Genomic DNA, 21,018 nt, shown 5'->3' on the forward strand with positions numbered 1-21,018 from the left:
GCCTATTCTCCGCCTATGAAAGCTCTTTTTGCCCTGCTCCCGCTGATATTCACGGCCTTCTGTCTGCCCTTCCAAGCAGAGATGCCTGAACCGAAAGGTGTCGCCCCTAAAGATTACATTATCACGGAATTTGGGGCGGGCTCCGACAGCACCCAGCTCAGTACTGAGGCCATTCAGCGCACCATCGACAAAGCCAATGCCGACGGCGGCGGCACCGTCGTGATTCCTAAAGGAGTGTTTCTGAGCGGGGCCCTGTTTTTTAAGCCGAACACGCAGCTGCGCTTACAGGCAGGCGCCAAACTCAAGGGCTCCGATAATATCGCTCACTACCCCCTCATTCCTTCGCGGATGGAAGGCCAAAGTCTGGATTACTATGCGGCGCTCGTCAACGCTTACCAGGTGAATAACTTTCGGATAACGGGCCCCGGCACCATCGACGGCAATGGGCTACGGTTCTGGAAGAACTTCTGGGCGCACCGCGATTCTATGCAGAAAATTGGCAAATCGTCTACCAATCTGGAGGTGCACCGTCCCCGCCTACTCTTTATCTGGGGCTGCAACAACGTAACCATTGAGAATGTGAAGCTACACAACGCCGGCTTCTGGACCACGCACTTGTACAAGTGTACCAATGTGCTGATAGAAGGTTGTGATATTCGCTCGCCGTTCCGGCCAGTGAAGGCGCCGAGCACCGATGCCGTAGATATCGACGCGTGTAAGAAAGTGACCGTGCGCAATTGCTACATCTCCGTCAACGACGATGGCATCGTGATGAAAGGAGGAAAAGGTCCCAATGCCCAAAAACTCCCGGAGAATGGGGCGGTCGAAGACGTGCTGATTGAGAACGTTACCTTTGGAGAAGTACATGCGGCCGTAACCATGGGCAGCGAATGTATTCACGCCAACCGTATTACGGTGCGCAATTGTTGGGTGGACAACGACCGGCCGCTCTTGCTCTTTAAGATGCGCCCCGATACCTACCAACTCTACGAGAACATCACCGTGGACAACGTGACCGGCCGCTGTGGCACTATCGTCACGCTCTCGCCCTGGACGCAGTTCTTCAACATGGCGGGCAGCACGGAAAAACCCTTTGGCACTATCCGCAACATCACCATTTCTAATGTCAAGGTGAAGTGCAAGCAGTTTGCGGTCTTGAATGGCAATCCAACCGATAAGGTATCCAACATCACCTTTAAAAACGTGGATGCTACAGCGGAAACAGCTGCATTTCCCAATAAATACTCAGACGTGAAATTCAAGCAGGTCACCCTCAACGGTGTGGCCCTGAAGGCGGCCCCAGGGAATCAGGATGGCCCGGTGGTGAAACCCTTGAAGCCAGACTAGTCCGTTACACAACAAGGGAACACGTGAGAGCACCCAGCGGACACCAGCCGAAGCAGAGTAGCGAGCCTAATAAAAAACCAAAACGCTTCTGCCGACCGGAATTTGATGGCACCTTTGGGGTCCATTATGCAAGTGCTGCCTGTGATGAACGCAACGGAACGAGAGGAAAGAGAATACTTAGAAGAAATAAAGGAGCAACTGACGCTGGCTGTTCGGCGGGTTGATGACGCCGTCCGGCAGTTCTCCAACGAGCTTCGGCAGAAAAAAGAGTATATCCACGAGCACCAGTCTGGCATGGACGATGCCGACATGGTCGCCGCCGGCCAGTCGATTAATCGCATGGCCTTTACGGGCGACGCTGCTGTTGCCCGTAAGCGGAAGCTCCTCAAGCTCACCCAGTCCCCCTACTTTGGCCGCCTGGATTTTGCCCCCCAGAATCAGGGGGCGGCGCCGGTCTACATTGGCGTGCATTCCTTTTTTGATGAGCAGCAGCGCCGCAATCTTATCTACGATTGGCGCGCTCCCATTTCCTCCCTGTTCTACGACTTCGAGTTGGGGAAAGCCTCCTACGCCACTCCTTCCGGTACCATCCACGGCACCATCGAGCTGAAGCGGCAATACAAGATTCGGGACGGCTACCTGGAGTTCATGCTGGACAGCGAGCTGAACATTCACGACGACGTGCTGCAACGCGAGCTGGCCAAGTCCTCGGATGACAAGCTAAAGAATATTGTTGCGACCATTCAACGGGATCAAAACGCAGTAATCCGCAACGAGACGACCTCGGTGATGGTCATTCAGGGCGTGGCCGGGTCGGGTAAAACTTCCATTGCCCTGCATCGCATTGCGTTCTTGTTGTACCGCTTCCGGGAAACTATTGCGGCCAAAGACATTCTCATCCTTTCGCCCAACAAGGTCTTCGCGGATTACATCTCGAACGTCTTGCCCGAGCTGGGGGAAGAGCATATTCCCGAGCTAGGCATGGAAGAGCTGGCAGCCGACCTGCTCGACCCTCGGTACTCATTTCAGACCTTTTTTGAGCAGGTGTCCGCGCTGCTGGAGAAGCACGAGCCGGCGTTCATCGAGCGCATCCGTTTCAAGTCCTCGTTCGAGTTCCTCAGCCAGTTAAACCAATACCTGCTTCACGTAGAGAATACCTACTTCACCGTAACCGAGCTGCGGGTGGGCCGGACTGTGGTGCCCGGCGCATTTATTCAGCAGAAGTTCAAAGCCTACCACCGGGTGCCGCTCTTGAAACGGTTTGCGCTGGTTGCGAATGACGTGAGGGCTTATGTGCGCGATGCCGCCGGCCGGAAGCTGACCAGTCCGGAAAAAGGAATTATCGGAGAAGCCATTCCGCGCATGTTCCGGTTTCACCATGTGTCGGACCTATACCGGGATTTTTACCGCTGGATCGGCCGGCCCGAACTCCTTAAGCTTGACCACCGCCTGCACCTGGAATTCGCGGATGTCTTTGCCCTGATCTACCTGCGCCTGCGCCTGGAAGGGCTGGCTCCTTACGACCACGTGAAGCACTTGCTTGTGGACGAGATGCAGGATTATACTCCCGTGCAATACGCCGTCCTGTCTCGCCTGTTCAACTGCCGCAAGACTATTCTGGGCGATGTCAGCCAGACAGTGAACCCTTACAGCGCGTCTTCCGCCGAAACTATTGAGCGAGTATTTCCGCAAGCCGAAGTTGTCAAGCTCTACCGGAGCTACCGCTCGACTGTGGAAATCACGGCCTTCGCGCAGCGCATCACCCCCAACCCGGATATCATCCCGCTGGAACGGCACGGGCAAGAGCCCGCGATGGTGCGCTGCAACAGCCACGAGGAGGAGTTAGAAACCATCCAACAGGTAACTCTCTCCTTTCAAAACGCCGGTCATCATTCTCTGGGCATTATCTGCAAAACCCTCCGCCAAGCCGAGCAGGTGTATGAGGCCCTAAAAAAAGCCCCCCACATTCAGTTACTCACGGCCGAGTCCACCACTTTTAAGGAAGGGGTCGTCATCACCACTGCTCACTTAGCCAAGGGACTTGAATTTGATGCGGTTTTGGTGCCCTTTGCCTCTGCTGGTAATTATAGGACGGAAGTAGATAAAAGCATGCTCTACGTCGCCTGTACTCGAGCCATGCACCAACTCACCTTGACGTACTCCCATACGATAACAGCTTTCTTGGCTTCCTAAAAAACGATTGATTCGCTTTTCCCTTCGCACCTTAAACCATTTCAGCATAGTAGTAACGCATAGGAACATTCTTGAAAATCTATCCGCTTTCACGGAATAAAGGCGATATTTTCGATGAGGTCAAGTACTCCCGATTTAATGCCGTTGTTATCCTCACCATCTGGCTGGGTGTCGAAACCAACGCTACGGCCACCGACACGTAGATTAAATAAGACCTACGGTTAACCCGCACAGTCGGACCTACTCTGTAATATATAGGTAGCCAAGGCAGCGGTACTAGAGTACATAAGCCTTTTAGCTACCAGCATCTGTTTTCTATCCTCTCACTCTCCCTAGCAATGAATACTGAACCTGAGCAAGGAAGCCATCACGACGACTCCCGGCGTACCTTCCTTAAACAGTCATCCCTGCTTACGGCCATGGCCTTCACGCCTGGCCCTATTGTGCAGGCCGCCGCGGCACAGCTCGACGAAACAGTAGCCGCTGCTTTCGAGAAAGTGCCGCTTAAACTAGAAGTGAATGGTGTGAAGCACAAGCTCTCAGTGGAGCCGCGCACCACCCTTCTCGACCTGCTTCGCGAGCAACTGCACCTCACCGGCACTAAGAAGGGCTGCGACTATGGACAGTGCGGCGCCTGCACCGTCCACGTGGATGGGCAGCGCATCAACTCTTGTCTGACATTAGCTGTGATGCAGGAAGGCCGCAAAATCACGACCATTGAAGGCCTAGCTAACGGGGACAACCTCCATCCTATGCAGGAGGCTTTCGTGAAGCACGATGGCTTTCAGTGCGGCTACTGCACGCCCGGCCAGATTATGTCGGCTGTGGCTTGCATCCGCGAAGGCCACGCCGATTCGGAGGGCGAAATTCGCGAGTTTATGAGCGGCAACATCTGCCGCTGTGGCGCCTACTCCAACATTGTGGCGGCCATTCAGGAAGTAAAAAACGGCGGCCAAAAGGTTTAACAGCGCAGCAATGAACCAGTTTCAATACGTACGGCCGAGCAAGCAGAAAGCCGCCATCGACACGTTGGCCAAAGATGCCAACGCACAGTTTATCGCCGGCGGCACCAACCTGCTGGATCTGATGAAGCGCGGCATAATTGCCCCCCAGAAGCTTATTGACATCAACCGACTGCCGCTCACCAAAATCGAGAGTCAAAACGACAGCATCCGCATTGGTGCACTGGCCTTGAACGGCACCGTAGCCGAAGACAAGCTGGTGCTGGAGCGGCAGCCGCTGCTTGCTCAGGCGCTGAATGCTGGTGCTTCGGCCCAATTGCGCAACATGGCAACGGTGGGGGGCAATATGTTGCAGCGCACCCGCTGCCCTTACTTCTACGATACAGCCCTGCCCTGTAACAAGCGCGAGCCCGGCTCGGGCTGCGGAGCGCTGGAAGGCTTCAACCGCATGCATGCCATTTTTGGCTTCTCGGATAAGTGCATCGCCGTGCACCCCTCCGATATGAGCGTGGCTCTAGTGGCCCTTGATGCCATGGTGCTGGTAAGCGGCCCTAAAGGCGACCGGCGTATTCCCTTCAACGACTTTCACCGCCTGCCCGGCGACACGCCCCAGCGCGACACCAACCTCGAACAAGGTGAACTGATTACGGCCGTGGAGGTGCCCGATGGACCCTTCACCAAGCATGTGCACTATCAGAAGGTGCGTGAGCGCGCCTCCTACGCCTTCGCGCTTCTGTCCGTGGCTGCGGCGCTGGACCTTGACGGCAGCAACACCATCAAAGCCGCCCGCTTGGCTATGGGCGGCGTCGCCCACAAGCCCTGGCGCCTGCTGGCAGCCGAGCAAGTATTAGTCGGCAAGCCCGCGACCGAAGAAACCTTCCGGCAGGCCGCAGAGGTGGCCATGCAAGGTGCGAAGGCCTTCCAGCACAACGCCTACAAGCTAAAGCTGGGACCTAATACCATCATTCAAGCACTGAAAACCGCCGCTGCCGCCTAACCTCCCTAGTGATTATGAAAACGCCAGAAAAGCAAATCGGAGCGCGGATGAACCGGGTGGATGGCCGTCAGAAAGTGACGGGCGCCGCTACCTATTCGGCCGAATACAAGCTACCAGGCATCACCTACGCCGTCTTGGTAGGCAGCACTATCACTAAGGGCCGTATTACGTCTATTGACACCAAGGCTGCCGAACGGGCGCCGGGGGTGTTGGCCGTTATCACCCACTTCAATTCCCCCAAGGTGCCAGGCTTCGACACGGCGGGCAAGGACCCCTCGCAGCCGGCCACGGTGGGCGGTCCCATCAAGGTTTTCAAGGACGACAAAATCCGCTTCAACGACCAGCCCATTGCTATTGTAGTGGCCGACTCGTTGGAGCGGGCGCGCTTCGCCGCGGGCCTGGTGAAGGGGCAATACGCGCCGGAAAAGCACCAAACTAACTTGGAAGCCAACAAGACGCAGGCTTTCCTGCCAACCTCCGCGAAGAAGAACCCGAAGCATCCCATGAATGACTACCAGCGGGGTCAGGTGGATGCCTATAAAACCGGGGCCATCAAGCTGGAAAGCGAGTACGTGGTGCCTACCGAGGTGCACCATCCCATGGAGCTACAGGCCATCACGGCGCACTGGGAAGCCCCCGACCGCCTCACAATTTACGACAAGACCCAGGGCACAATGGCCACGCGCCGCGACTTTGCCCGGGAGTGGGGCTTACCCGAAGAAAATGTGAAGGTAATTGCCACGTACGTGGGCGGCGCGTTTGGCAACGCTCTGCACAGCTGGCCTCACGAGTCGGCTGCTATCATCGCGGCTCGGGTGGTAAACCGGCCGGTAAAGCTCATGCTCACCCGCGAGCAGATGTTTACCATGGTGGGCTACCGGCCCTACACTTGGCAGAAACTGGGGATGAGCGCCACTCCCGACGGCAAAATTACGGCCATCACCCACGAAGCCATCGGTCAGACCTCTACCTTCGAGGAATTTACGGAGTCGACGCTGGCCCAGACGCGCATGATGTACACGTCGCCCAACCTGACCACGCGCTACCGCATTGCCTCCCTAGATGTGAACTCGCCCATCTGGATGCGCGGCCCGGGGGAGGCGACAGGCGCATTTGCCTTAGAGTCGGCTATGGACGAAATGGCTCACCTGCTTAATATCGACCCCCTAGAATTTCGCTTGCGTAACTACACCGACCAGGACCCCGAGAGAAACCGGCCCTGGTCGAGTAAGTTTTTGAAGGAGTGCTACCAGTTGGGTGCCGAGCGCGTCGGCTGGAACAAGCGGCAGCTAAAACCCGGCTCCCTGCGCGATGGCGACTGGCTCGTCGGCTACGGTATGGGCGTGGGCACCTTCGGGGCGCACCGCGGCTCCTCGAAAGCCAACATCCGCCTGCTACCCAACGGCACGGTGCTACTGCAAAGTGCCGTCACCGACATAGGCCCCGGCACGGCTACGGCCATGACCCAGATTGCCGCCGACGCGCTGGGCCTAGCGCCCGAGAAAATCAAGTTTGAGTTGGGCAACTCCGACTTTGCGCAAGCACCTACGCAGGGTGGCTCAGCCATTGTGAACACGGTGGGTCCGGCCGTGCAGGAAGCCTGCCTAGCACTGAAGGAAAAGCTGCGCACGCTGGCGGCTCCTAGCAACGCAGCCTTTGCCTCGGCCAGAAAGGAAGACATTGTCTTTACCGACGGCTACCTCATGCTGAACAGCAATCCCGCCGCCCGTGTCCCTTTTGCCGACCTGCTCAAGCAGACCGATGGAGGCTTTGTCACGGTGGAGTCGAAGCCCCAGGGCGATGCCTCCAAGAATTACTCCATGTACTCGTTTTCGGTTCACTTTGCTGAGGTGCGGGTTCATATTCTCACCGGTGAGGTGCGCGTGAGCAAGCTGGTATCATGCGCGGATGCTGGAACCATCGTGAATGAAAAAACGGCCGGCAACCAGATGAAGGGCGGCGCCGTGGGTGGCATTGGTATGGCGCTGATGGAGCACGCCGTCATTGACGACCGGTTTGGCCGCTACATCACCAAGGATTTCGCTGACTACCACGTGCCGGTACATGCCGACTCACCGGACGTGCAGGTGGCATTCGTGAACAAGCCCGACCCCTACGTCAATGACCTAGGTACCAAAGGCATCGGTGAAATTGCCATCATTGGCGTAGCTCCGGCCATTGCCAATGCCGTATTTAACGCCACTGGTAAGCGCGTTCGGGAGTTGCCTATTACGCCGGATAAGCTAATTTAAGTTAACTAATCAAAAGGCATTTTTATACCAATAGCCTACACGTAATAAAAAAAGCCTAAGCCACTGAAATGAAGTGGCTTAGGCTTTTTTATGGTGGGCCCACTTGGAATCGAACCAAGGACCTACTGATTATGAGTCAGTTGCTCTAACCGATTGAGCTATGGGCCCGGTGCGTTCGCAACCGTATAGGTTGGTTTCGGCGGTGCAAACTACGACTTTTGCCCGTCAATTTGCAACGCTATTCTCTAAAAATGCCCCCCAGCCCTGCTCCGCGCCGCTTGCCAAATCTGCTTTTCGACTTTGGCGGTGTACTCATAAACATCGATTATCAGCGCCCTATTGAGGCCATGCGCCGCCTTGCTACCAGCGGGAGCACCATCGAATACAACCAAAAAAATCAGTCGGAGCTATTCGACCTGCTCGAAACCGGACGCATCACGCCGGCCGAGTTCCGGGAAGGCCTGCGTACGGGCTACCAGCTTACCGCCACCGATGAGGAGTTGGATGCGGCCTGGAATTCTATCCTACTCGATGTGCCCGCCGACCGGCTGGCGTTGCTGGCTGAGCTGCACGCGCAAGGTCATCAGATGGCGCTGCTCAGCAACACCAACGTGATTCATATTGAGGAAGTAAACCGGCGCCTCAAGGCTGCGTATGGATTTGAGCATGGCATTGCGGATGTGCTGGACCGCGTGTTTTACTCCCAGGAAGTAGGGTTACGTAAGCCCGGCCCAGAGATTTTTGAGCACGTGCTGCGCGAAATGAACTGGCAGGCCGAAGAAACTCTTTTCATTGAAGACAGTTTTCAACATATCGAAACGGCGCAGCGCTTGGGCTTGCACACGCTCTTCCTAGCCCCGCCGCTTACGCTCACCGACGCTTTGCCTGCCGCTATCCGTGCCTTCACTCCCTCTGCCTGACGCTCCGGCGCCCCAGCCCGATCATAACGACGATTTTCGACCTCGCTACCGCGGCTATTTCCGCCGTCACCGGGGACAGTTCAACGCCTATAAGCCCCCCACGCCGCGCTGGCGCGTGTACACACTGCATCTGCTGCTGTTTGTTGTCACGCTCATAACGACCACGCTGGCCGGGGCGGAGTGGATGACGGGCCGTACTTTTTTTGATCCGCGCACAGTTGGATCTTTAAGTGTATGGCTTTCACGGGCCGAAATACGGGAGGGACTGTGGTTTTCCTTGCCATTTTTGGGCGTACTCACCGTGCATGAGTTTGGGCACTACTTCACGGCGCGCTACTATAAAGTGCGGGCTACCTTACCCTACTATATTCCGTTTTTTACTGGTTTCTTTAATACCATTGGTACGTTTGGAGCGGTTATCCGCATCAAGGACCGGATTTTCTCCCGTAAGGAGTTCTTTGATATTGGGCTGGCCGGGCCGTTGGCGGGTTTCTTGGTGGCTATACCAGTGCTCATGTATGGCTTTACGCACCTGCCGCCTTTAGAATACATCTTCCAAGTTCACCCAGAATATCGCGTATATGGCGCTGATTACGCGCAATACGTGTACAAAAGTGCTGGTGGTGATGGTTTAGTCCTGGGCAAGTCGTTGATTTATCAATTCTTGGAGTCGTGGCTGGCTGATCCGGCGCTACTTCCTCATCCCAATGAGCTAATGCACTACCCCCTGTTGCTGGCGGGCTCGTTGGCGCTATTCTTTACGGCGCTCAACCTGTTGCCTATTGGTCAACTCGATGGGGGGCATATTCTGTATGGCTTGCTAGGTTTCCGGCGCTTCAATCAGATTTCAGCGGTACTGTTTATCGGGTTTATCTTTTATGCGGGACTGGGGCTGTTTACTGTTGATAGCTCCGATGACTCGCTGCTGTATGGTGGCCCGATTTATCTGTTTTACTTATTTACCGTGTTTCGCCGGGCCGTGCCCACGCCGCGCCGGGCGCTGATGCTGGTGTTGGGCGTAGTGGCGGCCCAGTTGGCGCTTAGTTTGGCTGTACCGGGCATTGCGGGCAACCCAGGCTGGCTGGTGTTTGGGTTTCTGCTGGGCCGCGTGATGGGCATTTATCACCCACCGGCTCCCGACGAAAGTTCACTGAGCGCCGGCCGTAAGGTGCTGGGCTGGGTAATGCTGGCTATTTTTGTGCTCTGCTTCACGCCTTCACCTTTCGGTTAAGTCGGCGGAAGCAACGTCGCTTGTTTGCTTATTCTATGCTACTTGAACAACGCCAACTGACGCAAACTACGCAGTTGGCTCTTCGCCCCCACGGGCTTTATATCTGTCGAAAAGACCGGCGTGGCCAGATTACGCTGGAAGTGGAGATGCCTTATGAGGAGGTGCTGCCTGTACGCGTGGAGCGTCGTCGCCAGTTACCATCGCGCTGGCAACTGCTCAGCTTACTGTACACGTGGATCATTTGCACCCAGTTCGCGCTGAAGCAGTCTGAGTCAGTGTATGGGCTTGTTGCGCTGGGCGTAGGCTTGGGCTTGGTGGCCCTTTACTGGTACGCCCGCCGCAACTGGTGGAATCACTTTATTCTGAGCACTACTCACGCCCGCGTGGTACTGGCTGACCGTCCCAATGAGCGCAAAACGCTGTACCGCTTCACCGAAGCCCTAGAGCAGCGCACGAAGGATTATCTGCGGGAAAACTACGGCAATATCAACCCGTTAGGCCTCATCGAGCCCCAACTACAACGCCTACGCTGGCTACACAAGCTGGAGGTGCTTACCGATAAAGAAGCCCGCGCCCTCTCCACCCGCCTTACTGGCCGAATGGACGATTCGCCGCTACTGAGTATGGGGCAGGAACTGGAAGCGCCTTATGCAAACTAACAAAAAAGCCCCCAGAAACGTTTCTGGGGGGCTTTTTTGTGTCGTTGATTAACAGCTTCTAACGTCCTTCCAACGCCGCTACGCCAGGCAGTTCTTTACCTTCCATATATTCGAGCAGCGCGCCGCCGCCAGTTGAAATATAGCTTACGCGGTCGGCGTAGCCCATCTGGTTGACGGCTGCGGCCGAGTCGCCGCCGCCGATGAGGCTGAAGGCGCCGTTGGCGGTGGCTTCAGCAATAGCCGCGGCCACGAACTCAGTGCCGGCCGAGAAATTTGACATCTCAAAAACGCCCATCGGACCATTCCAAAGGATAGTGCGCGACTGGCGAATGATGTTGGCGAAGTTCTCACGCGACTCCGGACCGATGTCTAGGCCCATCCAGCCATTCGGAATGTGGTGGTTGGGGGCCGTTTCTACGTTGGCGTCGTTGGCAAAGCGGTCGGCAATGAGCGAGTCGGTAGGCAGCACTAGGTTCACGCCTTTTTCCTTGGCCTTTTGAATCAGGTGTAAGGCCAAATCGAGCTTGTCGGCCTCGAGCAAGGAGCCGCCAATGTCACCGCCTTCCGCTTTGGCAAACGTGTAGGCCATGCCACCACCAATTAGCAGGTTGTCAACTTTATCCAGCAGCTGCTCAATGAGTTGGATCTTATCCGAAATTTTTGCTCCGCCCATAATGGCCGTGAATGGGCGCTCGGCTTTGGTGAGCACGCGGTGGGCATTATCCAGCTCACTTTGCATCAAATAACCCGCTACGCGGTCTTGGGGGCAAAATACTGGGCGGCCACGGCCGTGGAGGCGTGGCGACGATGGGCGGCCCCAAATGCATCGTTCACGTACACGTCGCCTAGCTGCGCCAATTTCTCGGCGAAAGCCGTATCGCCAGCTTCTTCTTCTTTGTAAAAACGCACGTTTTCGCAAAGCAAAATCTGGCCGGGTTGCAGATCAGCAGCCATTTTAGCGGCGTCGGGGCTCATCACATCATTGGCAAACAGTACCGGCGTACCATATTCTTCCTGCAAGCGTGGAGCGATGCTTTGCAGGGAGAATTTCTTTTCCGGACCTCCTTTGGGCCGGCCCAAGTGAGAGAGCAGGATAACGCTGCCGCCGTCAGCCAGAATTTTGCGAATGGTGGGCGTGGCGGCGCGAATGCGGGTATCGTCGGTGATGTGCAGCTCGTCGTCGAGGGGCACGTTGAAATCGACGCGCACCAGGGCTCGTTTGCCGGCGAAGTTGTACTGATCGAGGGTTTGCATAAGTAAGTTGTAGGGTTTGGTAGGCCTTATACGGGACGAATGTAGTAGAAGCTTTGACGTGGCCGTGTTTCGCATCCGTTCTACTTTCCCCGTACCTTTGCGCTACGTATGAAAATAGGCATCTTCTTCGGCGGCCCGTCGCGTGAGCGGGAAATATCCTTTGCGGGCGGCCGCACTGTGTACGATAATCTGGACAAAGGCTTGTTTCAGGCCGTGCCCATCTTCGTGGACAGCCGGGGCAACTTCATTTTGCTCGACTGGCATTATATCTATAAAGGCACCATCAGGGACTTTTTCCCGCCCGTATCGGCCCTGCCGGCCTCCGAGCACCGTTTGCAGGTGTACTTGGAAAGCTTGGGCGAGCTAAGCCAGGAGGAACAAGACCGCATCATTACGGAAGTCGGACGGCGCGTGCAGCCGCATGAGCTCCGCGAGCTGATGGACTTCGCCTTCCTAGCTCTGCACGGGCCCGGCGGCGAAGACGGTGCCATTCAGGGCTTGCTGGAGTGGTACGGCGTTCCGTATTCGGGCTCCGGCATTTTGCCTTCTGCGTTTGGCATTGATAAAATTGCCCAGAAAAAACTGCTTCATGCCCTGAATCGGCCCACGCCTGCTTTCCGCGTCATCAGTACGGAAGAGTGGGACGCCGCTGATCCAATAGCTACGCTTGAGTACTTAGTGCGTGAGCTGGGCTTACCGCTCGTGTTTAAAGCCCCGCGCCAGGGTTCGAGCATTGGCGTCTCGATTCTACGCGAGAAAAATGCCCCCCAGTTTGTGGCCGCCGTGGAGCGCAGCTTATTCCGCAAAACCCTAACGCGCAGTGAGTGGCAGGGCAAGAGCGACGAGCAGAAACTCCTGTGGCTGCAGCAGCTCACCGACATTCGGGAAGGCATCGGGCTGCCGGTCCTGCTGGAAGTGAAAAGTGCCCAAGCCGCAACTGATGTTGCTATTACGCCTCAGGAGCCGCAGCTCATTTATCATCCTGAGAAGCTGCTGCACACGCTTAATGAGCAGTTTGAAACCGTTGAGCAGGTGTTGCTTACCAACATCGATGGCGAGTCGCAGGTGCTGGTGGAGAGCTTCGTGGCGGGGCGCGAGTTTTCGTGCATCGTAGTGGAAGACCCGAACGGTGAACCGCTGGCTTTGCCCCCCACCGAGATTGTGAAGGGCGAGGAAATGTTCGATTACCGCTCCAAGTACCTGCCCGGCCTGAGCCGCAAAATCACGCCCATTGACCTGCCTGAGGACAAGATTCAGGAAATCCGGGAGGCTTGCCAGGAGATGTTCCGCACCTTCGGTTTTCAAGTGTACGCCCGCCTAGACGGCTTTATTCAAGCCACCGATGGCAGCCTGTTCCTGAATGATCCGAACACCACGTCGGGAATGTTGCCGGCCTCTTTCTTCTTCCACCAAGCCGCCGAAATTGGCCTGAATCCTTCTCAGTTTCTAACGTATCTGATTCGCACTTCTCTGGCCGCGCGGCGCCGCGCAGGCATGCAGCCAGTGCGGCTGGGGGGCATTTTGGCACAGCTAGATGCAGCCGTAGCTTCGCGCCAGCAACAGGAACGGCAGCGTACCAAAGTAGCCGTAATTATGGGTGGCTACTCTTCCGAGCGTCACATTTCAGTGGAAAGCGGCCGCAATATTTACGAGAAGCTCAGTTCTTCGGTAAAATACGAACCCATTCCAGTGTTCCTGACGGGCTCCGCCCAGGAGCATAGGCTCTACGTGCTGCCCATCAACGTGATGCTCAAGGACAACGCCGACGACATCCGCGAAAAAATTGAGTACGCTGAAGCCGGTCACGAGCTGCATCCAGTATTAGCCCGCATCCGTCGCGAAGCTGAGGCTATTACGGGCACCTACGCTGGTCAGCCCACGGCCCAACCCCGCCGAATTTCCTTCGAGGAGTTGGCCGAGATGGTCGATGAGGTGTTTATTGCCTTGCATGGCCGGCCCGGCGAGGATGGCGCTTTGCAAAAAGAGCTGGAGCAATTCGGTTTGCCCTATAATGGCTCTGGCGTCGAATCGAGCAGCATAACCATCAACAAGTTCGAAACGAACCGTCGCCTGCGCGAAGCTGGTTTGCGCGTAGCTGAGCACCGCATGGCTAACCGCCTGGAGTGGCAGGCCGACGCCGAAACCTTCTACCGCTCACTGGAAACGCAGTTTCATTATCCCTTCATCGCCAAGCCCGCCGACGACGGCTGCTCTTCGGCAGTGAAAAAGATCAAAAACCGGCAGGAGTTGGAAGCGTTTAGCCAGCTCATCTTCCGCGACCAGGAAGACCTGCTGCCCGAACCGGCCCGCACCCTGCACCTTGGCTTCAAGGAAGAATTCCCGCAGAAAGATGCCTTCCTGGTAGAAACGCTGATCAGCCGCGACGGTGCCCAGCATTTTCTCGAAGTAACTGGCGGCTTGCTCACGCACTGGCGCCCTGATGGTTCGTTGAATATCGAAGTATTCGAAGCCTCCGAAGCGCTGGCTACCGGTGAGGTGTTGAGCTTAGAAGAGAAATTCCTGGCTGGCGAAGGTCAGAACATCACGCCCGCCCGCTATGCCCCCGACCCGGCGGAGCGGCAGCGCATATCGGAGGAAGTAAAGAAAGAGCTGCGTCGCGTGGCCGAAGTGCTGAATATTCAGGGTTACGCCCGCATTGATGCCTTCGTGCGAGTGCGCGAAACCGGGGCCGTAGAGGTACTAATTATCGAGGTAAATTCGTTGCCTGGAATGACGCCCGCCACCTGCATTTTCCACCAAACAGCGCTGAACGGCTATACCCCCTACGATTTCATTGACCGGATTCTGGAATTTGGCAAAGAGCGGCAGCGGAAGCTCGAGATAGAAGCGAAAAGCTAATTTGCGCCCCGCTTTCAAGTAAGCATATTAAAATATATAGCACACCAGCATACCACAATGGCTTTTCTTAAATCCGATACCCCACTCGACGTACTGAAACACTTGGTGGTAATTGGCTTGGCGGTGGCCTTGCTGCTGTTCGGTTTTTTCTTCGTGTACTTGCCCATGACCACCAACCACGGCGAAACCATTGTGGTACCGAAGGTGACCGGAATGCGGCAAAGCGACTTAGAAGACTACCTCGACGAGCGCAACCTGCGCTACTTCGTCGATGACTCCAGCTATAGCCCCAACATCCCGGCGTACACGGTGCTCACGCAGGACCCGGCCCCCGGCCAGCAGGTGAAGGAAGACCGCAAGATTTATATCTCGGTGAGCATGAAAAACCCGCCGGTAATCAAAATGCCCAAGCTCACGGAAGGCTCCGTGAAAAATGCGCAGATGATTCTGGCTAGCTACGACCTGGTAGTAGGCGAAATTCAGAAGGTACCTGATTTGGCCCAAAACTCAGTATTGAAGCAACTGGTGAACGGCAAGGAGATAGAGCCAGGTTCGCCTATTGCGAAAGGTACACGGGTGGATTTAGTCGTCGGTGATGGGCAGGGCAACCAGGAGTTTCCGGTGCCTAATGTTATCAATATGCCTGCTGATGAGGCCTCTACGCTACTTGTAGGGCAGGGCTTGCAGGTAGGAGAAATTTTCTATCAGCCCGCTGAAGAAGGGCAAGTGGATGGCACCATTGTAAAGCAACGCCCCGTGGCCACTCCTGGCGCTACTATTCGTATGGGGCAGCTGGTGGATTTGTGGGTAGCGGGCAATGAGCCGTTGAAGGCGGTGCAGTAAGTAAGATGCTTTCAATGTATCAGGTAAAATTTCTCCGATCCGCAGCCGTTTACCTTGCGTAAATTGCTGTCTATGAGCTACCCGAAACTTCTACTTTCCTTATTGACGCTTGGCTTGCTGGTGCCCTTAGCCGGACATTCTCAAGTAGTTACACCGCTCACCGCTGACCAAAGCCGCCAGTCTGTTATTCGTACGCCTCCCGTAGCTCGACGCGGCACGGCAGTCACGTTGCCTCTATTCGATGATTTTGCCCCCCAGGGCGAAGGCTTGCCAAATCTACTGTTCTGGGAGCCCGGCGGGGGAACCTTAGTGAATAACCGCTTTCCGGTAGCGCCTCCTTCCCGGGGTGTAGTCACGTTCGATGGGCTTTCCGCTACTGGTCAGCCTTATGGCAGTTCTTCAGCTTATAACGATACGGACACGCTCACTTCGCAGCCCATCGATTTAAGTGGGCTTACGGCCGCCAGTGGCGTGTACCTAAGTTTTTTCTGGCAATCGGGAAGTATTGTGGGGCCGCCAAAGGCAAATACAGGCAGTCAGCCCGTGCGCCTAGAACTGGAAATGCTGGACAACACTGGCCTGTGGCAGCAGGTTTGGGTACAGCTCAGCACGGGAGCACGCACCAATTTTCAGCAACAGCTCGTTGCCGTCGATCAAGCCCGATACCTGCATTCGGCTTTTCAGTTTCGGTGGCGGGCTACGGGCAACCTTGCTAATACCCGCGACGCCTGGAGCCTCGACTACATCCTGCTGAACCGCGGCCGCTCTGCCACCGACAATTCTTACCGCGATATTGCCACCAGCGCCCCGCTCACCAGCCTGTTGCGGCGCTTCGCGGCGATGCCCATAGAGCAGTTTAACGCCAATGCCGCCGGTGAGCTAAACTCCAACACACTTACTACCATCAATAACTTTGATGTAGGCCCCGCCCCCACGCCTATTGCCTGGACTGGTACCCTGCAAGTCCTCCCAAGCGGCCCAAGGGCTACTTTCCTGACGGGCAATAAGTCGTTGTCGGCACGGCAGCAGCAGGACGTAATTGCGGGTGACGTTCGTATTTCTCCTTTGCCCAATACGCCTGAAGCTAAGCGCATAACGCATCGTATTGCCATTCAAACCAACGAAACGAATCCGCTCACTTTATCCAACGACACTATTTCTCGCATTACGGAGCTAGCTGATTACTACGCTTACGATGATGGCTCAGCGGAAGCAACCGTGAGTCTGCCCGCCCTTTCTACCGGACCAGCCAGCTACCTCGCTTACCGCATCGACCTGAATCGTCCTGATCGGGTACGCAGTGTCCGCATCTATCCGTCGCCGACGGGTGTAAGCCGGGTAATAACGATGAACGTGTGGGATCAGGACCCGCTAACTAATTTGCCCACGGCCGAGCCAAAAGCCTCCCAGACCTTTACTATTCCGGCCAGTTTGCCTGCCGGACAAGCATTTGTAGATATTCCCTTCCCGCAGCCAGTAAACGTGAGCGGGACTTTTTATGTGGGCTATGGTCAGGCGTCGCTGGGCTTTTTTATCCCTTTTGGCATTGACCTCAACAGCACCGTCCCGGAGGGCTATCTGCTTACGAATGCGGCTAATGCATGGACGGCCACCTCTACCACGCCTGCTGGTGCCCCGTTAATTCGGCCCGTAATGGCAGGCAGCATAATCACGGCTGCTTCCAATCCAGTGCTAGCGGCCAGTATCAGCGTTTATCCCAATCCGAGTGCTGGATTGGTGCGCGTGGAGGGCCTCTACCTGCGGGTTACTGTGCTAGATGCCGTGGGACGTACTGTTTGGGAAAAAGCCGACGTGCAGGCCGGACAGTCTGAGCTGGACTTGCGAAATCTACCGTCAGGAGTGTATATGGCGCGGTTTTTACTTCCTCAAGGCGAAGTTGTCACGAAGCGTTTAGCACTAAATTGATACGTTAGGATACAACAAAGAAAGCCTGGAAGATGGATGAGTTAAATTTTCTTCCTAAACTACGCTCCGAAACCGACGATCCCCCCCACAAATAGTCCCCCATATTATGAGCGATATTACTTCCGAAGAGTTGAAGAAGCGACAGGCTACTGGTGAAAAACTGGTTATTCTGGACGTACGTGAAGGCTGGGAATACGAAGAATCGCGTATTGAAGGCAGCCAGCACATTCCACTGGGTTCTTTACCCCAGCGCGTAGATGAGCTAGAAGACCTGAAAGAAGGAGAAGTCATTGTGCATTGCAAGGGTGGCAGCCGAGCTAATGCAGCGAAGGCTTTCTTGGCCCAAAATGGATTTCGTAACGTTCGCAACCTGATTGGCGGTATCACAGCTTATCAGCAATAAAAATGGCGACGCATAGCTGAGTCTGATCAGATGTGTAAGCGCAAAAAAGCCCCCCAACCGCTCTTTATCAGTTGGGGGCTTTTTTGCGCTTATGCGCTTATGCGCTTCTGTTTTTGATTAATTTTTATTGCTCATTATCAATGGATTATGCCTAATTTTAAAATTTGGTTGTACACAATTTAATTGTGTACGTATAAGCGGTCACTATCATCATTACTCAATGGCCAAGGACCTAAGCGTGTCGCCCGAATCTTTGCTGAAGCTCGACAATCAGCTGTGCTTTCCGCTGTATGCGCTCTCCCGCCTAGTGACCAAAGCTTACCAGCCCTATCTTCAGGACCTCGACCTCACGTACCCACAGTATCTAGTGATGCTTGCGCTGTGGGAGCATCAGGAGCTGACCGTTAAAGCACTAGGCGAGAAGCTTTTGCTCGATTCAGGCACCCTTACTCCCTTGCTCAAGCGCATGGAGCAGCGCCACCTGCTCAGCCGTACCCGCGACCCGCACGATGAACGGTCGGTTAAGGTAGCACTACTGCCGGCCGGTCAGGATTTGCGAGCTAAGGCCTGCGAAGTGCCACAGCAGATGTTACACAAAATCCAGCTTTCGCCAGTTGCGGCAGAATCATTACGCACTCAACTTCAACAACTTATCTCTGTTCTCACTTAAAATTAAGTGAGCATATTTCATTTCTAACACACCCATGAGTTACCAAAAACTGTATACCGCCAAAGCGAAAGCTACCGGTGGCCGCGACGGCCGCGCCATTTCGTCCGACAATGTAATTGACCTGGCTCTGACTACACCTAAAGAGCTGGGTGGTCTTGGTAAGCAAGGTGCTACCAATCCGGAGCAGCTGTTTGCCGCTGGTTACGCTGCCTGCTTCGATAGCGCCCTCAACCTGGTAGCGCGTTTCGAAAAGCAAACTATTGTGGGCAGCTCCGTAGCTGCTGATGTCAGCCTCGGCCACGAAGGCGACAAATACGACATTGCCGTAGATCTGCACGTAAATATTCCCGGCTTGGAACAAGCACAGGCCGAAGATCTGGTAGCCAAAGCGCACCAGATCTGTCCATACTCCCGCGCTACTCGCGGCAACATTGAAGTAAACCTGACGACTTCGACGCACGCCTAGCTGGGTGCTACAGCATAAAAAGAGGGCGCAGCCACGTGGCTGTGCCCTCTTTTTATGGGCTTACTCTACGCCCGCAGTTTTCCATTCGGCTCATACTGAAGCACTCGCGTATCGACCAGCTCGCGCAGCAGCTGAGTTACGGATTCGGCCTGCTGGGGGGCAAATTGGGTGAGTAGTTCGCGGGGTGTTTGGGGGGCATTTTTTAGCAAGTCTACGAGTTGGGCGCGTAGCGTTGGCGAAGGCTGAGCGGGTTGTTGGGCTTTCTTCTTAGCTAAGCAAAAATCGCAGACGCGGCAGACAGGCGCGTCCATTTCGCCAAAATATTCCAGCAACAACTGCTGCCGACACCGGCCACCCAAGCTGTATTCAATGACGGCCTCCGTCTGGTGCTGAGCCAGCTCACGCGCGGCCCGCAGGGCCGGCTGATTCAGCGGCAGCTTGTCCACGTCGTGGCGCGGAGTAGTGAACAGTGCTTGAGGTGAATTGTGCTGGGGTTGATATTGGATAATGCCCGAGCGGTGCAAAAACAGCAGCATTTTGCGTACTTCTACTACACTCAGCCGCAGGTGCTGGGCGAGGCTGTTCTCAGATATTTTCTGGAAGCCTGCGAAGATTTCTCCTCCATTCAGACGCAGTAAAGACTTGATGAGCTTATCGTGCGCGGCATTGGCTACCTGAAACCGGTACAAATCGGTATGATCAATAGGAATATGCACACGAGCGGGATTGTTTACCGCCTCATTCATCTGTACTAGGCCTTGCCGTGCCAATGCTTTCAGGGCATTATGCGCGTCGAGGGCTTTGATTCGATATGTTTCGGCAAATTGCTGAATATCAAAATCAAAGGCTACCAACTCGCCCCCGCCAACGGCCGTACGCGAGAAGTTCGCTAAGGCCTGATATACCCGCCGGACCGTATCGAGAGGCGGGTGGGCCAATTCAGCGCGACGACGCTGCTCCGCTGCTTCGTTGGGACTGGCTAGGAGCACGGCAAAGGCATACTTCTCGTCGCGGCCGGCGCGGCCGGCTTCTTGGTAGTAAGCTTCCAGCGTATCGGGCGCGTCGAGATGCACGACCAAGCGCACGTCGGGCTTGTCGATACCCATCCCGAAAGCGTTGGTAGCCACAATTACGCGAGTTTTGTTCTGCATCCAGTCCTGCTGGGTACGGTGGCGTTGCTCACTAGGCAAGCCCGCGTGGTACGCCGCCGCCGACACCTTGTGGTGCTGCAAAAAAGCTGCAGCATCCTCCACCTGCCGCCGCGTGCGCCCATATACGATGGCCGTTTTATCAGGACCCACACCGCGCAGCACTTCCTGTAAGCGCCGCAGCTTATCCTCGGTCTGCAGAACAGAATACGACAGGTTAGGCCGGGCGAAGCTTTGCTGAAAAACCTGATGATTGGGCCCAAACTTTAGTCGCTCGATAATATCTGCCTTCACAGGTTTGGTGGCAGTGGCCGTGAGAGCAATGACCGGCACCTTCGGCAGCAACTCGCGTAGCTCCACAATCTGCAGATAAGGCGGCCGGAAGTCGTAGCCCCACTGCGAGAGGCAGTGCGCCTCATCCACAGCCAGCAGGTTTACTTTCATCTTCGCCACCCGCACCCGAAACATCTCCGTCAGCAGCCGCTCCGGCGACACGTACAGAAACTTCACCGGCCCATACACGCAATTATCCAGGGTCTGGTCGATTTCCTGATGGCTCATACCAGCGTACACTGCTTCAGCCTTAATGCCCCGCGCCCGCAGCTGCTCCACCTGATCTTTCATCAAGGCAATCAGCGGCGACACCACTACACAAATACCCTCCCGCGCCAGCGCTGGCACCTGAAAGCACACACTTTTGCCCCCCCCTGTGGGCAGCAAAGCCAGTGTATCTTGCCCCGCCAGCACCGAGCGAATAATATTCTCCTGAAACGGCCGAAAAGCCGTGTGACCCCAGTGCTGGCGAAGCAGGTGCAGGATATCGTCGGTAGGTAAAGGCATACTGATGCAAAGTTAACTTCTACCTGAACTTACAGGCCAACAAAAAAG

The 21,018-nt window shown here is 55.6% G+C and carries 16 protein-coding genes, 1 tRNA gene and 1 pseudogene; 15 read left to right on the top strand and 3 right to left on the bottom strand.

The genetic code is table 11. The features are described from left to right. Window positions 1-15 precede the first annotated feature (15 nt). From EPD59_RS15310 to EPD59_RS15330, 6 genes are all read left to right on the top strand, one after another. Window positions 16-1,347, top strand: a complete 1,332-nt coding sequence (locus EPD59_RS15310; protein ID WP_205703425.1) for a glycoside hydrolase family 28 protein — start codon at window positions 16-18, stop codon at window positions 1,345-1,347. A 126-nt stretch (window positions 1,348-1,473) separates the two neighbouring features. After that, window positions 1,474-3,540, top strand: coding sequence for a HelD family protein (locus EPD59_RS15315; protein ID WP_133273545.1), 2,067 nt, complete (start codon window positions 1,474-1,476; stop codon window positions 3,538-3,540). 71 nt (window positions 3,541-3,611) lie between these two features. Beyond that, a complete protein-coding gene (locus tag EPD59_RS23295; protein WP_262712903.1) occupies window positions 3,612-3,743 on the top strand; it encodes a hypothetical protein in 132 nt (43 codons plus the stop codon). Between the two features lie 135 nt (window positions 3,744-3,878). Then, a complete protein-coding gene (locus EPD59_RS15320; RefSeq protein WP_133273546.1) occupies window positions 3,879-4,505 on the top strand; it encodes a (2Fe-2S)-binding protein in 627 nt (208 codons plus the stop codon). Between the two features lie 10 nt (window positions 4,506-4,515). Continuing rightward, window positions 4,516-5,499, top strand: a complete 984-nt coding sequence (locus EPD59_RS15325; protein ID WP_133273547.1) for an FAD binding domain-containing protein — start codon at window positions 4,516-4,518, stop codon at window positions 5,497-5,499. A 14-nt stretch (window positions 5,500-5,513) separates the two neighbouring features. Beyond that, on the top strand, window positions 5,514-7,751 hold the full coding sequence (locus EPD59_RS15330; protein ID WP_133273548.1) for a xanthine dehydrogenase family protein molybdopterin-binding subunit: 2,238 nt from the start codon (window positions 5,514-5,516) through the stop codon (window positions 7,749-7,751). Between the two features lie 91 nt (window positions 7,752-7,842). On the opposite strand, the gene EPD59_RS15335 is transcribed toward EPD59_RS15330, so the two are convergent. Next, window positions 7,843-7,919, bottom strand: a tRNA-Ile gene (locus tag EPD59_RS15335). Between the two features lie 50 nt (window positions 7,920-7,969). Between EPD59_RS15335 and EPD59_RS15340 the strand changes: the two genes are divergently transcribed. From EPD59_RS15340 to EPD59_RS15350, 3 genes are read left to right on the top strand one after another with little or no spacing between them, the layout of a single operon-like run. Continuing rightward, the gene (locus EPD59_RS15340; protein WP_240731443.1) at window positions 7,970-8,671 is read left to right on the top strand and encodes an HAD family hydrolase; all 702 of its coding nucleotides are present in this window, start codon (window positions 7,970-7,972) and stop codon (window positions 8,669-8,671) included. Beyond that, window positions 8,649-9,902: a site-2 protease family protein gene (locus tag EPD59_RS15345; RefSeq protein WP_240731444.1), complete on the top strand. Its 1,254-nt coding sequence runs from the start codon at window positions 8,649-8,651 to the stop codon at window positions 9,900-9,902. Before EPD59_RS15340 ends, EPD59_RS15345 begins: the two co-directional genes overlap by 23 nt. 35 nt (window positions 9,903-9,937) lie before the next feature. Then, window positions 9,938-10,561: a hypothetical protein gene (locus EPD59_RS15350; protein ID WP_133273549.1), complete on the top strand. Its 624-nt coding sequence runs from the start codon at window positions 9,938-9,940 to the stop codon at window positions 10,559-10,561. A 58-nt stretch (window positions 10,562-10,619) separates the two neighbouring features. Here the strand turns inward: EPD59_RS15350 and EPD59_RS15355 are convergent. Then, window positions 10,620-11,815 (bottom strand): annotated as a pseudogene (locus EPD59_RS15355) (phosphoglycerate kinase). Window positions 11,816-11,923: 108 nt separating this feature from the next. On the opposite strand from EPD59_RS15355, the gene EPD59_RS15360 reads away from it, so the two are divergent. From EPD59_RS15360 to EPD59_RS15385, 6 genes are all read left to right on the top strand, one after another. Then, window positions 11,924-14,674 carry a D-alanine--D-alanine ligase family protein gene (locus EPD59_RS15360; protein WP_133273550.1) on the top strand — a complete coding sequence of 917 codons (2,751 nt, stop codon included), beginning with the start codon at window positions 11,924-11,926 and terminating at the stop codon, window positions 14,672-14,674. A gap of 57 nt (window positions 14,675-14,731) precedes the next feature. Continuing rightward, window positions 14,732-15,517 carry a PASTA domain-containing protein gene (locus EPD59_RS15365; RefSeq protein WP_133273551.1) on the top strand — a complete coding sequence of 262 codons (786 nt, stop codon included), beginning with the start codon at window positions 14,732-14,734 and terminating at the stop codon, window positions 15,515-15,517. Window positions 15,518-15,589: 72 nt separating this feature from the next. Continuing rightward, window positions 15,590-17,443, top strand: coding sequence for a T9SS type A sorting domain-containing protein (locus EPD59_RS15370; protein ID WP_133273552.1), 1,854 nt, complete (start codon window positions 15,590-15,592; stop codon window positions 17,441-17,443). Between the two features lie 106 nt (window positions 17,444-17,549). Next, window positions 17,550-17,846: a rhodanese-like domain-containing protein gene (locus EPD59_RS15375; RefSeq protein WP_133273553.1), complete on the top strand. Its 297-nt coding sequence runs from the start codon at window positions 17,550-17,552 to the stop codon at window positions 17,844-17,846. Window positions 17,847-18,066: 220 nt separating this feature from the next. Beyond that, a complete protein-coding gene (locus tag EPD59_RS15380; RefSeq protein WP_133273554.1) occupies window positions 18,067-18,516 on the top strand; it encodes a MarR family winged helix-turn-helix transcriptional regulator in 450 nt (149 codons plus the stop codon). 34 nt (window positions 18,517-18,550) lie between these two features. Continuing rightward, complete coding sequence (locus EPD59_RS15385; RefSeq protein ID WP_133273555.1) at window positions 18,551-18,982, top strand: organic hydroperoxide resistance protein; 432 nt, start codon at window positions 18,551-18,553, stop codon at window positions 18,980-18,982. 65 nt (window positions 18,983-19,047) lie between these two features. On the opposite strand, the gene EPD59_RS15390 is transcribed toward EPD59_RS15385, so the two are convergent. Then, entirely contained in the window at window positions 19,048-20,970 is a 1,923-nt protein-coding gene (locus tag EPD59_RS15390) for a RecQ family ATP-dependent DNA helicase (RefSeq protein WP_133273556.1), read from the bottom strand. Between the last annotated feature and the right edge of the window lie 48 nt (window positions 20,971-21,018).

Source organism: Hymenobacter radiodurans (assembly GCF_004355185.1).
GTDB classification, from domain to species: domain Bacteria; phylum Bacteroidota; class Bacteroidia; order Cytophagales; family Hymenobacteraceae; genus Hymenobacter; species Hymenobacter radiodurans.

Bases quoted from the DNA above. Each gene is read 5' to 3' on its own strand.
- EPD59_RS15350 (WP_133273549.1), top strand. From the start codon at position 9,938: ATGCTACTTGAACAACGCCAACTGACGCAAACTACGCAGTTGGCTCTT.
- EPD59_RS15325 (WP_133273547.1), top strand. From the start codon at position 4,516: ATGAACCAGTTTCAATACGTACGGCCGAGCAAGCAGAAAGCCGCCATC.
- EPD59_RS15360 (WP_133273550.1), top strand. From the start codon at position 11,924: ATGAAAATAGGCATCTTCTTCGGCGGCCCGTCGCGTGAGCGGGAAATA.
- EPD59_RS15330 (WP_133273548.1), top strand. From the start codon at position 5,514: ATGAAAACGCCAGAAAAGCAAATCGGAGCGCGGATGAACCGGGTGGAT.
- EPD59_RS15375 (WP_133273553.1), top strand. From the start codon at position 17,550: ATGAGCGATATTACTTCCGAAGAGTTGAAGAAGCGACAGGCTACTGGT.
- EPD59_RS15320 (WP_133273546.1), top strand. From the start codon at position 3,879: ATGAATACTGAACCTGAGCAAGGAAGCCATCACGACGACTCCCGGCGT.
- EPD59_RS15365 (WP_133273551.1), top strand. From the start codon at position 14,732: ATGGCTTTTCTTAAATCCGATACCCCACTCGACGTACTGAAACACTTG.
- EPD59_RS15315 (WP_133273545.1), top strand. From the start codon at position 1,474: ATGCAAGTGCTGCCTGTGATGAACGCAACGGAACGAGAGGAAAGAGAA.
- EPD59_RS15310 (WP_205703425.1), top strand. From the start codon at position 16: ATGAAAGCTCTTTTTGCCCTGCTCCCGCTGATATTCACGGCCTTCTGT.
- EPD59_RS15390 (WP_133273556.1), bottom strand. From the start codon at position 20,970: ATGCCTTTACCTACCGACGATATCCTGCACCTGCTTCGCCAGCACTGG.
- EPD59_RS15385 (WP_133273555.1), top strand. From the start codon at position 18,551: ATGAGTTACCAAAAACTGTATACCGCCAAAGCGAAAGCTACCGGTGGC.
- EPD59_RS15380 (WP_133273554.1), top strand. From the start codon at position 18,067: ATGGCCAAGGACCTAAGCGTGTCGCCCGAATCTTTGCTGAAGCTCGAC.
- EPD59_RS15370 (WP_133273552.1), top strand. From the start codon at position 15,590: ATGAGCTACCCGAAACTTCTACTTTCCTTATTGACGCTTGGCTTGCTG.